The 14610-nt window shown below is 68.7% G+C and carries 14 protein-coding genes; 5 read left to right on the top strand and 9 right to left on the bottom strand.

Going from position 1 to position 14610, the window contains the following annotated elements; genetic code table 11:
- Nucleotides 1-137 precede the first annotated feature (137 nt).
- Nucleotides 138-947 (bottom strand): glycosyltransferase family 25 protein, encoded by an 810-nt coding sequence (locus LL964_RS17325; protein ID WP_104588529.1) that lies wholly within the window; start codon nt 945-947, stop codon nt 138-140.
- A gap of 221 nt (nt 948-1168) precedes the next feature.
- On the opposite strand from LL964_RS17325, the gene LL964_RS17330 reads away from it, so the two are divergent.
- The 3 genes from LL964_RS17330 (at nt 1169) to LL964_RS17340 (ending at nt 4282) form a co-directional block, all read left to right on the top strand.
- Complete coding sequence (locus LL964_RS17330) at nt 1169-1939, top strand: uroporphyrinogen-III synthase (RefSeq protein WP_104588528.1); 771 nt, start codon at nt 1169-1171, stop codon at nt 1937-1939.
- A 103-nt stretch (nt 1940-2042) separates the two neighbouring features.
- Nucleotides 2043-3020, top strand: a complete 978-nt coding sequence (locus LL964_RS17335; protein ID WP_104588527.1) for a uroporphyrinogen-III C-methyltransferase — start codon at nt 2043-2045, stop codon at nt 3018-3020.
- Nucleotides 3017-4282, top strand: coding sequence for a heme biosynthesis protein HemY (locus LL964_RS17340; protein ID WP_104588526.1), 1266 nt, complete (start codon nt 3017-3019; stop codon nt 4280-4282). The genes LL964_RS17335 and LL964_RS17340 overlap by 4 nt, the downstream gene beginning before the upstream one ends.
- Nucleotides 4283-4470: 188 nt before the next feature.
- Here the strand turns inward: LL964_RS17340 and LL964_RS17345 are convergent, their stop codons facing one another.
- Both LL964_RS17345 and LL964_RS17350 read right to left on the bottom strand, forming a co-directional pair.
- Nucleotides 4471-5016 (bottom strand): hypothetical protein, encoded by a 546-nt coding sequence (locus LL964_RS17345; protein WP_167395424.1) that lies wholly within the window; start codon nt 5014-5016, stop codon nt 4471-4473.
- A 119-nt stretch (nt 5017-5135) separates the two neighbouring features.
- Nucleotides 5136-6431 (bottom strand): acetyl-CoA C-acetyltransferase, encoded by a 1296-nt coding sequence (locus tag LL964_RS17350; protein WP_104588525.1) that lies wholly within the window; start codon nt 6429-6431, stop codon nt 5136-5138.
- Between the two features lie 88 nt (nt 6432-6519).
- Between LL964_RS17350 and LL964_RS17355 the strand changes: the two genes are divergently transcribed.
- Nucleotides 6520-7404, top strand: coding sequence for a hypothetical protein (locus LL964_RS17355; RefSeq protein WP_167395423.1), 885 nt, complete (start codon nt 6520-6522; stop codon nt 7402-7404).
- Nucleotides 7401-7838: a VOC family protein gene (locus LL964_RS17360; RefSeq protein ID WP_167395422.1), complete on the top strand. Its 438-nt coding sequence runs from the start codon at nt 7401-7403 to the stop codon at nt 7836-7838. The genes LL964_RS17355 and LL964_RS17360 overlap by 4 nt, the downstream gene beginning before the upstream one ends.
- A gap of 236 nt (nt 7839-8074) precedes the next feature.
- Here LL964_RS17360 and LL964_RS17365 read toward each other — a convergent pair whose 3' ends face one another.
- The 6 genes from LL964_RS17365 to LL964_RS17390 all read right to left on the bottom strand — a co-directional run bounded on the left by LL964_RS17365 (nt 8075) and on the right by LL964_RS17390 (nt 14535).
- Entirely contained in the window at nt 8075-8722 is a 648-nt protein-coding gene (locus LL964_RS17365) for a superoxide dismutase family protein (protein ID WP_104588523.1), read from the bottom strand.
- A 47-nt stretch (nt 8723-8769) separates the two neighbouring features.
- Complete coding sequence (locus LL964_RS17370) at nt 8770-9369, bottom strand: superoxide dismutase family protein (RefSeq protein WP_167395421.1); 600 nt, start codon at nt 9367-9369, stop codon at nt 8770-8772.
- A gap of 630 nt (nt 9370-9999) precedes the next feature.
- Nucleotides 10000-11427, bottom strand: coding sequence for a nitrogen regulation protein NR(I) (gene ntrC / locus LL964_RS17375; RefSeq protein ID WP_104588522.1), 1428 nt, complete (start codon nt 11425-11427; stop codon nt 10000-10002).
- Nucleotides 11420-12475 (bottom strand): two-component system sensor histidine kinase NtrB, encoded by a 1056-nt coding sequence (locus LL964_RS17380; RefSeq protein ID WP_425478198.1) that lies wholly within the window; start codon nt 12473-12475, stop codon nt 11420-11422. The genes ntrC and LL964_RS17380 overlap by 8 nt, the downstream gene beginning before the upstream one ends.
- 259 nt (nt 12476-12734) lie before the next feature.
- Nucleotides 12735-14174, bottom strand: coding sequence for an ammonium transporter (locus LL964_RS17385; protein WP_167395420.1), 1440 nt, complete (start codon nt 14172-14174; stop codon nt 12735-12737).
- Nucleotides 14175-14196: 22 nt separating this feature from the next.
- Nucleotides 14197-14535: a P-II family nitrogen regulator gene (locus tag LL964_RS17390; protein ID WP_002808480.1), complete on the bottom strand. Its 339-nt coding sequence runs from the start codon at nt 14533-14535 to the stop codon at nt 14197-14199.
- Between the last annotated feature and the right edge of the window lie 75 nt (nt 14536-14610).

The raw sequence follows: 14610 nt of genomic DNA on the forward strand, positions 1-14610 counted from the left end.
GCACCGCAGGCATCCATCACTTCGGCTGCCGTTGGCAGCAGCGCGGTCGACCACGCGAGTGCCGGCATGCATGGAGGCAGCATGCCGGCCACCGCCGCATCGCCCCTTGCAGCCGCCGCGCGGCGGCCGGTACGAGGTCAGGGAGCGAACTGCACTTTGCGATAGCCCTGTGCGACGCGCAGCAACGCGGTGGCCTTGGCTTTCCAGTGCGCACTGCGCTGTCGTTGCGCCTGTGTCAACGGCGCATCGATAGTGCTGGCGAACACGATCTGCTCCGGCGCCGCATGGAAGAACTTGTCCTGGATACAGGCAGCCGGCGAGAGCTGATAGGTGGCCAGTCGATGCGCGACCGGCGATTCGTTCCAGCCGAACAGGAAGATATCGGCCATGGTATGCCAGCGCGCCTCGGCTGCCAGCAGCAGCCGTGCCGCATCGCGGCTGACGATCAGCGCGCCGGCGCACACCGGCCAGCAATGCTGATGCGGCGACGGATGTACCGGATGCAGCCGGCGTCCGGCGATCTCGGTCACCTGGGCATCCAGCTTGATCCGGTTGTACGAGGGCTCCAGGCGCACGATGCTGTTGCCCGCCGGCAGCCAAGCGGTATCGCGCAGCAAGCAGGGCAGCGCGTCGGACAGGTGCATGTCGTCCTCGAAGATGGCGGTGTAGGCGTCCTGCGAGTCGGCCGCAACGCGCCATGCCGCGTAGTGGCTCAGAAAGCAGCCGATGTTGGAGGCCGTCCATCGACGCGGCCCGGAACTGTAAGCATCGCCGGAGCCTTCCAGCGGGCGCTCGCGAACGAAGTCGGCGATCTGCTCGGGCGTCAGGGTCGCGCCGTCGACGGCGGGCAGGCGCTCGAACGGCAGGCCCAACGCCTGGAACCGTGCCGACATCGCCTGCAGCCGGTCGCCGCTGCGCTGCATGTTGATGAGATACGACTTGATCACGGCGCCACTCCAGCTCGGTTGGGAGTGGCGGATCGTGGCGGGATTGGAGGCGTTTGCAAGAGGGGACAGAATGAGGTGCAAGTCTCAAAAATGAGCTATCCGGACCGGGCTGCCCTGGCGACCTCGCGTACCACGCGGCAGCCATGCCCCCGGATCGCCCCACGCGCCGTGCCCGCCCCCGCTATCGCACCACGGCGTTGTGGCTCTCGCATAATCGCGGCATGACCCGCGTTGCCTCCGATCCCTGGACCCTGATCTCGCTGCGACCCAGCGGGGAGCATGCGCCACTGCGGCGTGCCGCAGCGCGGTATGGCGGCCGCGTGCTGGCGCTCTCGCCCTGGCGGCTGCAGACCGACGACACCGAGCAGGCCCACGCTGCGCTGCAGCTGGCACTGCAGGCACCGATCGTGGTGTTCACCAGCCCGGCGGCGGTGCAGGCCGCGCATCGGCTCGCGCCGCTACGACCACCGGCGCAGACGCACTGGGTCAGCGTCGGTGAGGGCACTGCGCGTGCCTTGCAGGCTTGCGGGGTCGATGAGGTGGTGTGTCCGCAACGCATGGACAGCGAGGGCTTGCTGGACTTGCCCCTGCTCCGCGCGCCATTGCAGGCGGTGGGGCTGATCACGGCCCCAGGCGGGCGCGGCATGCTGGCACCGGCGCTGGAACAACGCGGCGCATGCATTCTGCGCGCCGACGTCTACCGGCGCGTGGCCCTGCCACTGCGCCGCTCGGCGATGCAGGCGCTGGTGGAGGCACTTCCGCGCAGCGTGCTGGCCCTGAGCAGTGCGCAGGCGCTGGCGCTGATCGTGCAGCAGTTGCCCGATGCGGTGCTCGATGCATGGCGGCAACGCCCCGTGGTGGCCTCCAGCGAACGCATGCTGGCAGCGGCGCAGGCAGCGGGCTTCCATCAGGTGACGCGCGCGCCAGGACCGCTGCCGATGCAGCTGGCCGCCGCTGCGGCAGCGGTCGTGACACCACCGCGACCTTGCTGAACTACGAACTCGAGCACAGCTTGCGGGTGTCCGCTGCGGCACGCCATGCTGTACTGGATGACTGCGGCGCTTGCGCCGATCGTGACCGCTCGAGGATGTCCGAATGACCGAAATGTCCGCTCCTGCGCGACGCGTTCCCTGGGTCTGGCTGCTGCTCGCAGTCGCGGCAGCGGCCGTGGCCGCGGCACTGTTTTTCGGCTGGCGCGCATGGCAGGGGTACCAGGCGGCGCAGGTGCAGGCCGCGCAGGCGCAGCAACAGCGTTGGGACGGCACGCAACAGCTGTTGGAAACGCTGCGACGCGATCAGCGCCTGGCCAATGAACGCCTGCAGGACGCGGCGGCCACCAATCGTGTCCTGCGCGATGAAATGTTGGGCCTGAGCCAGCGTAGTGCCTTGCTCGAAGACACCGTGCAGAAACTGGCCGACCCCAATCGCCACGGCGCGCAGGCGCTGCGATTGGACGAAGTGGAATTGCTGTTGCGGCTGGGCCAGCAGCGGCTGAGCGTGGCCGGCGACGCCGACGGCGCGCGACGCGCCTACGCCTTGGCCAATGGCGCGCTCAACGGCATCGACGATCCGGGCTATCTCAACCTGCGCCAGGCGCTGGTGCAGGAGCGCGATGCGCTCGATCGCCTCGGCGCCGGCCCGCAGGCCCAGGTGGGCCAGGCCTTGGACCGGCTGGCCGGCGATCTGCAGCGGCTGCCCGAACGTGCCGCCCAGCCCGGCGACGCCGCACGCCCATGGTGGCAGAAGGCGCTGGCGCCGCTGGTGGACATCCGTCCCAGCCGCGGCCAGACCCTGCTCACCGGCAGCGAACGTCACGCCGCAGCCGACGCCTTGCAGGTCGAGATCAGCCTGGCCCGCGCGGCTGCCGAACGCGGCGATGCCGACGGCTTGGCGCAGGCATTGCGCCGTGTCGATAGCTGGACCGTACGGCTATGGCCCGACTCACCGCAGCGTGGCCAAGTGCGTGCACGCCTGCGCACGCTGCAACAAGCGCCACTGCGTCCGCGCCTGCCGGAGCTGGGCACCACCCTGCTGCAATTGCAGGCCATGCGTGAAGGGAGATCCACCCAATGAAAGTATTGCGTACCGTCCTGATCCTGCTGGTTGCCGTGGCCCTGGGTGTCCTCGGTGCGCAATGGTTGTCGCACCAGAACAGCTACGACCTGGGCAACGTGGCGGTCAGCATCGGCGGCAACGACTACCGCGCCGCCATGCCGCAGGCGGTGTTGATCCTGGTCATCGCACTGCTGGTGCTGTGGCTGCTGTGGACCCTGGTCAGCCTGCCGTTTCGCGTCTGGGGCAAGTACCGGCGCAAGAAGGGCCGTGCACGCCTGATCGAAGGCCTGCGCGCCGCCGATCATGGCCAGTGGCAACGCGCCGAGCGGCTGCTGGTCAACGCCAGCGAGGACGAGGAAGTCAGCGGCATCGCGCTGGCCAGCGCGGTGCGGGTGGCCGATGCGCGCGGCGACGCGGCCTCGGCCGATGCGCTGGCGCAGCGGCTGGCAGAGCGCGACCCCACCGCGCATGCACTGTTGCAGGGCGAGCGTCACCTAGCCCACCAGCACCCGGTGGAGGCCATCAATGCGCTCGATAGCGCCGCCGCGCAGCCGCTTCCGGCCCGTGGCCTGTTACTGCGCACGCATGCGCTGGCGCAGATCGGGCGCGCCGACGAGGCCTATGGCCAGCTCGGTGCCCTGCGCCAGCAGGCGGTGCTGGCACCGGAGGCATACGCCGCGCTGGAAGCCACCTTGGCCGAGCAGACCCTGCTGCAGGCCGGCGATGCCAACGCGCTGGCCGAACGCTGGGAAGCATTGCCCAAGGCGCTGCGGACCTATCCCGCCGTCGTGGCCGCCTATGCGCAGCGCGCCGCCGTGCTGCACTGGGACGATGCCGCCGTGCACAGCCTGGAGCAGGCGCTGGATGCGCAGTGGGACGAAGCGTTGATACGTCTGTACGGCGTGCTGCCACTGGAGAAATACGATTCGCGCCGCGCCAGTGCGCAGCGCTGGCTGGCCCAGTTTCCGGATAGCCCGGGCTTGCTGCTGACGCTGGCACGCCTGGCGCGCCACCAGCAACAATGGTCGCAGGCCGAGGAATTCCTGCATCGCGCACTCGCCAATGGCGCCGGTAGCGAGGCCTGGGAAGAGCTGGGACACGGGTTTGCTGCTGCCGGCGACCTGCTGTCGGCCCAGCATTGCTATGCCAACGCGCTACGCGCCGCACGCGGCGAGCCGGTGCACGAGGGCCTGCCGCAGCAGTCGCCGCGTGGACCGCTGGTGGCGGTAGGGCCGACGCCCGCCGCCGATCCGCTGGCGCCGGACGACCGCATGCCTTGACCGCACAGCCGCTCCCCGGCGGGAGCGGCCCGAGGCTGGCGGCGGTCGCCGTCGGGACGCCCGCACGCGACTATGCACTCGGTCGCCGCGCTGCTTTCACCCTGGCACCGGAACCGCCGTCGTGCGCATGCAGGTGCGAGAGGAACCGTGCAGGCCATCCATTGCCGAGACATGCGCGGCCAGCGCGATCAGTCGCGGCGCCGTGCGTCCGGTGGGGGCGGTGGCAACGCGTGCAGAAACGCATCGCAGGCCCCGAGATAGCGGGCCTGCCAGTGACCGACCGATCGCGGCGACAGCACCCGCGACCCCAGCCGGCCCACCAGCAGCATGGCCGCCATCACCGCGCTGCCGATCACCCAGCGGAAGTCGCTGTCCAGCGACAGGCCGCAGACCAGCAGCGCCAGCACCGAGGCCAGCGCCACGGCGACGTAGCGCACGCGGCGGCGCTCGTGCCGACTGCACAAGGTGAGCACATGCGCGCTGCGCTTGCGCAGGGCGATCGCCAGGATCAGATACGGCAGCACCCCCAGCAGCAGGGAGGCGTAGATCACCGGATGGTGCCAGTGAAAGATATAGCGCCGCGGCGGCAGATCCGCTGGCGCATTGCACTTGACGCAGCGCGGCGGCAGGTTGGCGCCCGGCGTGCAGACCAGTACATCGCCCTCGCGCCAGACATCGCCGTGTGCCGGGGTCAGATACAGGCTGGGTGGCTCGCGCCGTTCATCGTTCGACATCCATGTCTCCTTGCAGGTTGGGGATTCGGGATTGGAGATTCGGAATTCGTGATTCGCAAGAACGGGTTTTGCCTTTGCCAATCCCCAATCCCGAATGCCCAATCCCGCTGCGCAGCAGCCTAGCGCTCGACGATCGCCACCACGCCCATGCCGCCGGCAGTGCAGATGGAGATCAGCGCGCGCCCGCCGCCCCGCTCTTCCAGCTGCTTGGCGGCAGTGGCGACCACGCGCGCACCGGTGGCAGCGAACGGGTGGCCGGTGGCCAGCGAGGAGCCCAGCGGGTTGATCTTGTCCGGATCGATGCGGCCCAGCGGCGCATCCAGGCCCAGCCGGTTACGGCAGTAGTCCTCGCTTTCCCACGCTCGCAGCGTGCACAGCACCTGTGCGGCGAAGGCTTCGTGGATTTCGTAGATGTCGAAATCCTGCAGCGTCAGGCCCTGGCGGGCCAGCATCTGCGGTACCGCAATGGTCGGCGCCATCAGCAGGCCTTCGCCGTGCACGAAGTCCACCGCCGCCACCTGCGCATCGCGCAGATAGGCCATCGGCGTGTGGCCATGCGCCAGCGCCCACGCTTCGCTGGACAGCAGCACGGCAGCGGCGCCGTCGGTGAGCGGAGTGGAATTGGCCGCAGTCAGGGTGCCGCGGCCGGAAGTCTTGTCGAACGCCGGCCGCAGCGTGGCGAGTTTTTCCAGCGAGGTGTCCGCACGCAGGATGTTGTCACGCGAGACACCGCGAAACGGCGCGATCAGCCCATCGAAGAATCCACGCTCGTACGCCGCGGCGAGCTTGTGGTGCGAGGCCACCGCCCACTCGTCCTGCGAATCGCGCGAGATGTTCCATTCCTTGGCCATGTCCTCGCAATGGTCGCCCATGCTCTTGCCGGTGCGCGGCTCGGCCACGCCGGGGAACTCGGGCTTGAGTTCGGCGAGCTTGAAACCGCGCAGCAGCGTCTTGAGCTTGTCGCCGGTCGCCTTGGCACGATTGGCCGCCATCAACCGGGCGCGCAGTTTCTTGCCGTAGACGATCGGCACTTCGGAAGTGGTATCCGAGCCGCCGCCGATGCCCGAATCGATCTGCCCCAGCGCGATCTTGTTGGCGATGGTGATCACCGAGTCCAGGCTGGTGCCGCAGGCGCGTTGCAGGGTGAGGCCGGGTGTCAGCGGCGACAATCCGGACGAGAGCGTGGCTTCGCGCGCCAGGTTCCAGTCCGCCGAATGCTTGATCACCGCCCCCATCGCCACTTCGCCCAGTTGCTGACCGTGCAGCCCGAAACGCTCGACCAGCGCGCCCAGCGTGCGCACGGACATGCCCAGATTGCCCACATCCGCATAAGCGGTGTTCTGGCGACAGAACGGGATACGGACGCCGCCAAGAATGGCGACGGGACGGGCTGCGGGCATCGGTTGACCTGGCATGGAGGACTCGGGGACATGGCCTGCACAGGGCCGGCAGGCATAATGTCGGCAGTGTAGCTTCGACCCCGTGATGGGCCAACCGCGAATCATGAGCAAGACCGAACACGGCGTGACCGCCATGGGTGTACTGGCGCTGGAATTGACCGGCGGCACCGTCCCCGAGCGCGGCGCATTGGCGCCGGAACAGGCCGGCATGCTGGCCGAACGCATCGGCCGCGATCTGGCGCAATGGATTCCCGAGGTCCGGGAACTCGAGCTCAGCGTGGCCATGGCGCACTTCGACCCGGCCGAAGTGCTGCGCCCGGGTTGGCCGCTGCATCGCCGGCTGGAAGAATTGCACGCCCGTGCGCCGGGACGCGACCAGGGTCCGCGCCTGCTGGCCTTCGGCGCCGATGCGCACGGCGAGATCCCATTGCCATTCCAGGCCGACGCCCAGCTCACCGGCGGCGGACTGCGGGTATTGCCGTTCCTGCTCACCGGCAACGCGCAGACCGTCGCCACGGTGGCAGAAGCGATGGAGGAGGTGCTGCTGGCCCAGGGCATGGCCCAGGCCGACACCGCGCTCCTGGCACAGGAGAGCTTCGGCGCGCGCATCGAGCATGCGCGCTATCTCACCGCGCACGATCTGGCTGCGATGATCTCGATGCAGTACGACAATCAGGGCCTGGCGCCGCTGTGGCCACTGATCGAAGCCGCCCTGCTCGCGCCGACCAGCGAGGAATGGCTGGATCAGGCACCGGAGCCGGTGTTGCGCTATGTCGATGGCGAGGTGCGCATCGCCCTGTTCGATCCCGCAGGCTGGTGCGATTACTACGCGCACGATCGCGGGGATTGCGAGCGCCTGCGCGGCGTCTACGAACACTTCCTGTCACGCCAGCGACAGATGGCGGCGGTGCTGGAGGCACACGGCCTGCCGGTGCTTTATGTGCATGTGGAACCTGGCCAGGATCCGCGTCAGGCGCTGGCCGCGTGAGCCAGACGCCGCTACCGGCACCACCTGCGCTGCAGGGCGTGCTGGAAACCGGCATCTACGTCGCCGACCTGGAACGCGCCTGCGCGTTCTATGCCCGCGTGCTGGGACTGCAGCCGATGCACCGCGATGCGCGCATGGCCGCGTACGCGCTCGCACCGGCGCAGGTCCTGTTGCTGTTCCTGCAGGGAAGTATCTCCACTATGGTCACCCTGCCAGGCGGCACCATTCCACCGCACGACGGCAGCGGGCGCACACACTATGCATTGGCGATCGCCACCGATGCGCTGGATGGATGGCTGGCGCATCTGCAGCGCTGCGGAATCGAAATCGAAGGCCGCACGCAATGGCCGGGGGGCGGACACAGCATCTATTTCCGCGACCCGGACGCACATCTGGTGGAGCTGGCCACACCCGGGCTGTGGGCGAACTATTGAGCCGTGCATGCCGCCGGGGCGTCGGTTGACAAGCCTGGCTCGAAGAAGCATCCATCGTCGGCACTGCGATTGGCAGCAGGGACGACGGCATCGGCATTGCGCCACATCGGTGATGCCCGCACGCGTCGTTTGAACCGGCACGAGGCAGACCAGCCAACCGGCTGGCGATGGTGCCTGAGGACTCCACCGCCGCCTCCAGGCAACGCCGCGATGCAGGCATCGCGGCGTTTTTCCGCTTACCGCGCAGGCGCCGGTGCGTTGTCGGTGGTGATCACGCCGCAGGCCAGACGTCCGCCAGCGTTGCCGGTGGGCTGGGTCTTGTAGTCGTCCGGGTCGGCGTGGACGATCACCGCGTGACCGGCGATATCGGACTGATCGGCCTTGCCGAGATTGACGTTGCTCGACACCGGGCCGTCGATGGAGGCGTTGCCTTGCGCATCGGCCTTGATATTGGGCATGTCGCCACCGTGGTGCGGATCGGCGCTGACGTTGCCGTGATCGGTCTGGGCCGGATTGAAGTGGCCACCGGCGCTGCTGGCGTCCGGCGCGCTGCAGTCGCCCTTCTCGTGGATATGGAACCCGTGTTCGCTATTGGGCTTGAGCCCGCTCAGCTGGCCGGTGACGCGCAGCGCGCCATCGACGGTCTTGAACGTCACCGTTCCCTTGACCTCGTTGCCCTGGGTCGGTTTGAGCTCGGCAGTGGCGGTGGTGGCAGCGGTTGCCTCGGTGACCATCGACGCTGCATGTTCGCCGCCATGCGCGGCTTCGGCCGGCGTGCCGGCCTGCGGAGCGGGCGCCGGCTCGGCCGGTGCGGGCTCCTCGCGTTTGCACGCGGTCAACGCCAGAGCAGTGGCCAGGAACAAGGTGGTAGGAACGATACGCATGAAAGAACTCCCGGAAGCGCCGCGACTGCGGCCATGAATGCCCCGAATCAGGGCTGCGGAGGGGCCGCGCCCCATTGCGTGACGCGAATGACGCCGCATGCGGTGCGGGCGCCTGCATTGCCGCTGGGCTGGCTACGGTAATCGTCGGCGTCCGCATGCACGATCAGTGATTTGCCGACCACATCGGTCGGCGCCGCATCGCCCAGGCTGATGCCCGACACGATCATGTCCAGGTGCGCCACGCCTTCGGCATCTGCACGCAGATTGTCCATATCGCCCAGGTGATGCGGCGCGGTGCCGGCACGGCCGTGCGCGGACGCGGTCGGGTTGAAATGGCCACCGGCGCTGCTGGCATCGGCTGCGCTACAGTCGCCGCGCTCGTGGACGTGGAATCCGGCCGCCGCGCTAGGACGCAGCCCACCGATCGTGCCGGTGATGCGGATGCCCTGCAATGCCGGCACCAGCACCACACGCCCGCTGACCAGGCTGCCCGATGCCGAAGCCAACGCCGCTTCGGCCTGCTGCACCGGGCGCGTGGGCACGACCCGCGTCTGCACCGGCGGCGGCGTGGGAGCCGGCGGCGTGCTGCTGCAGGCAGCGAGCGCCAGAGCGGCAAGCACAACGAGCGTAGACGACCGATAACGCATCGAACTTTTCTCCTGATCAGGTTTGGAACCTATGCGGGTGCGTGTTCACATGTCATGAAATGCACTCGGCGGCAGGCCGGGAGTTTACGGGGCTGGATTGCGGGCCGGGATATGCGCAACTTGCGCCCTCACCCCAATCCCTCTCCCGCAGGCGCAAGAAGGGCTCGACTGCGAAGATCGATGCTTGCCTTGCCCGCGCGTCTTGCCGTCTTCCGCGTGCGGGGAAGGTGCTTGTCCAGGGCGACGAGCTTGCCTGTGATTCCGCCTTCTCCCGCGTGCGGGGGGAAGGTGCCCGAAGGGCGGATGGGGACGTCATGCGCCGCCAGGTCATCGAGACAGTGGCGCGTGCGAGCGAGAAAACGGCGAGCTTGCCTGTGATTCCGCCTTCTCCCGCGTGCGGGGGAAGGTGCCCGAAGGGCGGATGGGGGTGTCGTGCACCGCGAGCTCATCGAGACCGTGGTGGGTGCGAACGAGAAAACGGCGAGCTCATGCGCGCTTGCCGTCGTAATGCCCGTCGAACTCGCCGGTTCGCTGCATGGCTCCGACACGCAGTACGGCTCTTGGCAGGCGCCCCTCACCTCCGCCCCTCTCCCACAGACGGGAGCGGGACTCAACTCCGCGCGCGGGCAATCAGCGTCGCTTGCGGCCCGGGCCGAGCTTGCGGGTGACCGTGTTGCGGCCCAGTCCCAGGCGCGCGGCGGCTTCGGCGCGGCGGCCCTGGGTCAGCTGCAGGGCGGCTTCGAGCAGGGTCTTGTCCAGGCGTTCGCGCGCTTCTGCGTGCAGGCCCTGGGCGCCCTCGCTCAGCCGTTGCGCGGCCCAGCTCGACAACATGTCGTCCCATTGTCCGGCGCTGCTGCGGCCGGTGCGCTGGCGGCCGCGCGCCAGCGCGGCATCCACATCGATCACATCGATGATGTCGGCAGTGGCCAGTGCGGCCAGACGCCAGCAGACGTTTTCCAGTTCGCGCACGTTGCCGGGCCAGTCGTAGTGGCGCAGTGCCTCCAACGCGGCCGAGGACAACCGCTTTGGCGACATGTCGAGCTTGCGCCCTGCCATCGCCAGGAAATTCTCGGCCAGTTGCGCGATGTCGCCGCGGCGTTCGCGCAGCGGCGGCAGCTGCAGGCGCACCACGTCCAGGCGGTGCAACAGGTCGGCACGGAAGCGGCCCTGTTCGACGAGCGCTTCCAGATCCTGGTGGGTGGCGGCGATCACGCGCACATCGACGCGGATCAACTCGCGCCCGCCGACGCGGAAGAATTCGTTCTCGGCCAGCACGCGCAGCAGGCGGGTCTGCAACGGCAGCGGCATGTCGCCGATTTCGTCCAGGAACAGGGTGCCGCCGTCGGCCTGTTCGAAACGGCCGATATGGCGCTTGGTCGCACCGGTGAAAGCACCGGTTTCGTGGCCGAACAATTCGCTTTCCAGCAACTCGGCGGGAATGGCGGCGGTATTGAGCGCCACGAACGGTTTGCGCGCGCGTGGCGATTCGTTGTGCAGCGCGCGGGCAACCAGTTCCTTGCCGGTGCCGGTCTCGCCATTGATCAGCACCGACAACGGCGCCTGCGCCAGCCGGCCAATGGCGCGAAACAGTGCCTGCATCGCCGGGGTATCGCCGATCAGCGATGCCGAGCCGTCGGCCACCAGCGTGGCGATGCTCGGCTGCGCGCCGGCATCTGCATCGGGCAGCGCGCGCGCCGCCAACGCCACCGCATCGTCCAGGTCGAACGGTTTGGACAGGAACTCGTGCGCACCACCACGGAAGGCGCCAGCGGTGCTGGCCACGTCGGTATACGCCGACATCACGATCACCGGCAGCTGCGGATGCCTGGACTTGAGCTTGTCCAGCAGGGTCAGGCCGTCTTCGCCGGGCATGCGCACGTCGGTGAACAGCAGGTCCGGGATGGGCCGCATCGCCAGCGCCTGCAGCGCGGCGGCGGCGCTGTCGAAGCCGTCCACGGCATAACCGGCATCGCGCAGTGCGGTGGACAGCACGAAGCGCACCGAACGGTCGTCGTCGACCACCCAGATATGGTGGGATGCGGCGGCGGCCTCAGCCATGCAGAGAATCCTTGTCGTGGTCGCCGGCCAGCTCGGGCAACAGCAGGGTGAAAACGGTATGGCCAGGACGCGAGCGATAGGTCAGGGTGCCGTGGTGTTCGCGCGAGACCTGCTGGGCCAGCGCCAGGCCCAGGCCGCTGCCTTCGGCACGGCCACTGACCAGCGGCAGGAACAGGTGCTCGGCCAGTTCCTCGGGCACGCCGCCGCCATCGTCGATGATCTCCAGCCGCAGCGACATCGCATGCACGCGGTCGCGGATGCGCTGGCCATGCTCGACGCGGGTGCGCAGGGTCACCCGGGTGGCGCCGGCCTGGAAGGCGTTGCGCACCAGATTCCACACCGCCTGGGTCAGGCGGTCCGCATCGCCGAGGATGTCGGGAATGCTGGGATCGTAATCGCGTTGCACCTGCACCGACCAACCGCCCTCGGCCTCGGCCAGGCGCAGCACGCGCTCGAGGACGACGTGGATGTTGAGGCCCTCGTGCGGGCGCAACGGCGACGGCGAAAGCAGGCGTTCGAGCAAGGTGTTGAGACGTTCGATCTCGGTGCCGATCAATTCGATCAGTTCGCGCTCGTCCTCGTCGCGCCCGGCCGAGCGCCGCGCCAGCAGTTGGGCGGCGCCCTTCAGGCCGGCCAGTGGATTGCGCAATTCGTGCGCCAGCCCCTTGAGCGCGGCGCTCAAGGCGTTGGGCAGCGCATGGGTGGGGTCCAACGCGGGAAACTCGTCGACCGGGTGGGTTTCCAACAACCAGCCGCCATCGTCCAGCCGCGACAGCCAGCCCTCGGCAAAGCGCGGGGCGTCGTTGGGCAGGCCCAGCGCCAGCCGGTGCAGGCGCAGCACATCGCGCTCGTCGTTGAGCAGGAACCGCCCCAACGCATCGCCCTGCACCTCCAGCGCGGCCAGAGGCTGGTCGACCAGGCGACGCGCACTGACCCCGAGCCAGCGCGCGAAGGCCGGATTGACGCCCAGCACGCGACCCTCCCGGTCGGCCCATGCCACCGGGGTGCCCAGGCTATCGAGCGAGGGAGTGGGCACCGTCATCGCCATTGCACCAATCTGGTGCAATCGAGCGCCGGCTGCGCGGATGGCATGCCGGCCGCCGGGGTCGCAGAGGAGCGCGCCGGACGGCGGTGGCGGGCACCGGCCCGGCGCAGCTGCGCGCCGGCCGTGACAGGCGTGGGGCTGGTCATGCAGTCACCTCGGCAATCGATCCGCGCCACGTCGCGGGGGAGACACCGATCCGGCGCAGGCGGCGCCGGTCGGACCGTTGCGCCGCCCGCGGCGATGTCGCCACGGGCGGTCATGCTCAGGACTCGTACGCCGCTTCGCCGTGCGAGGTGATGTCCAGGCCTTCGCGCTCGGCGTCTTCGCTCACGCGCAGGCCGAACACCAGTTTGGCGACCAGGAAGCCCACCGCCGACACCACGCCGATCCACACCACGGTGATGCCCACGCCCAGCGCCTGGATGCCGACCTGATGCACGATGTCGTAGTCGCCACCCTTCTGGCCGCCCAACGAGGCCGCCGAGAACACGCCGGTGAGCAGCGCGCCGACGATGCCGCCCAGGCCGTGCACGCCGAACACGTCCAGGCTGTCGTCGGCACCTAGCAGACGCTTGAGGCCGGTGACGCCCCACACGCACAGCACACCGGCGGCCAGGCCGATCACGATGGCGCCGAACGGACCCACCGTGCCGCAGGCCGGGGTGATGCCGACCAGACCGGCGACCATGCCCGAGGCCACACCCAGGGCGGAGGACTTGCCCTTGATGATCTTCTCGGTCAGCGACCAGCCCAGGATGGCCGCGGCGGTGGCCAGCAGCGTGTTGAGGAAGGCCAGCGCCGCGCCGGCATTGGCTTCCAGGTTGGAGCCGGCGTTGAAGCCGAACCAGCCCACCCACAGCAACGAGGCACCGACGAAGGTCAGGGTCAGGTTGTGCGGCTTGATCGCCTCGCGGCCCAGCCCGGCGCGTTTGCCGACGAAGTAGGCGCCCACCAGGCCGGCGATACCGGCATTGATGTGCACCACCGTGCCGCCGGCGAAATCCAGCGCGCCCAGCCCGAACAGGTAGCCACCGGTGGCCCAGACCATGTGCGCCAGCGGCAGGTAGCCGAAGGTGAACCAGATCACCGAGAACAGCAGCACCGCGGCGAACTTGACCCGTTCGGCGAAGGCACCGACGACCAGTGCACCGGTGATGCCGGCGAAGGTGGCCTGGAAGGCGACGAACACGTACTCGGGCAGGCTCACGCCCTTGGTGAAGGTGGCCGCCAGGCTTTCGATGGTGACGCCCTTGAGCAGCGCCTTGTCCAGATTGCCGATCCACGCACCTTCGCCGGAGAACGCCAGGCTGTAGCCGTAGATCACCCACAGGATGGTCAGCAGCGAAAACACCACTGCGATCTGGATCAGCACCGACAGGACGTTCTTGGCGCGCACCATGCCGCCGTAGAACAACGCCAGGCCCGGCACCACCATCATCAGTACCAGCAGCGTGGAGGTCAGCATCCAGGCGACATCGCCCTTGTCGACCACCGGCGCGGCCTCCGCGGCCACTGGCGCCGCCTGCGGCTGCAGCGAGGGCAGCGGTTCGGTGGTGACCGGCTCGGTCGGCAACGGGGTGATCTGCGCACCGGACTGCGCATGCGCACTGCCCATGCCGCCCGCCAGCAGCGCACTGAACAGCATCAGCATGCACACGCTGTAGAACCGGGCCTTCCACCCGGCAAAAAGAGCTGTCTTCATACGGACTCCGGGGAGGATGGACTCAGAGCGCATCGGCGCCGATTTCGCCGGTGCGGATACGCACCACCTGCTCGATCGCGGTGACGAAGATCTTGCCGTCGCCGATCTTGCCGGTGCCGGCCGCGTTCTGGATCGCCTCGACCACCGCGTCCAGCCGGTCGTCGGTCACCACCGTTTCGATCTTGATCTTGGGCAGGAAATCCACGACGTACTCGGCACCGCGATACAGCTCGGTGTGGCCCTTCTGCCGCCCGAAGCCCTTGACCTCGGTGACGGTGATACCCGACACGCCAGCGGCAGACAGGGCCTCACGGACCTCGTCGAGCTTGAACGGCCGGATGATGGCGGTGATCAATTTCATGCGCATACCCCGAATGGTGGAAGGAACCGGCCGGCGTCGCGCCGACCGGCGGTGTCATTCACCTGGATGCCAACC

Origin of the sequence: Xanthomonas melonis, from assembly GCF_020783655.1 — a bacterium.
GTDB classification, from domain to species: domain Bacteria; phylum Pseudomonadota; class Gammaproteobacteria; order Xanthomonadales; family Xanthomonadaceae; genus Xanthomonas; species Xanthomonas melonis.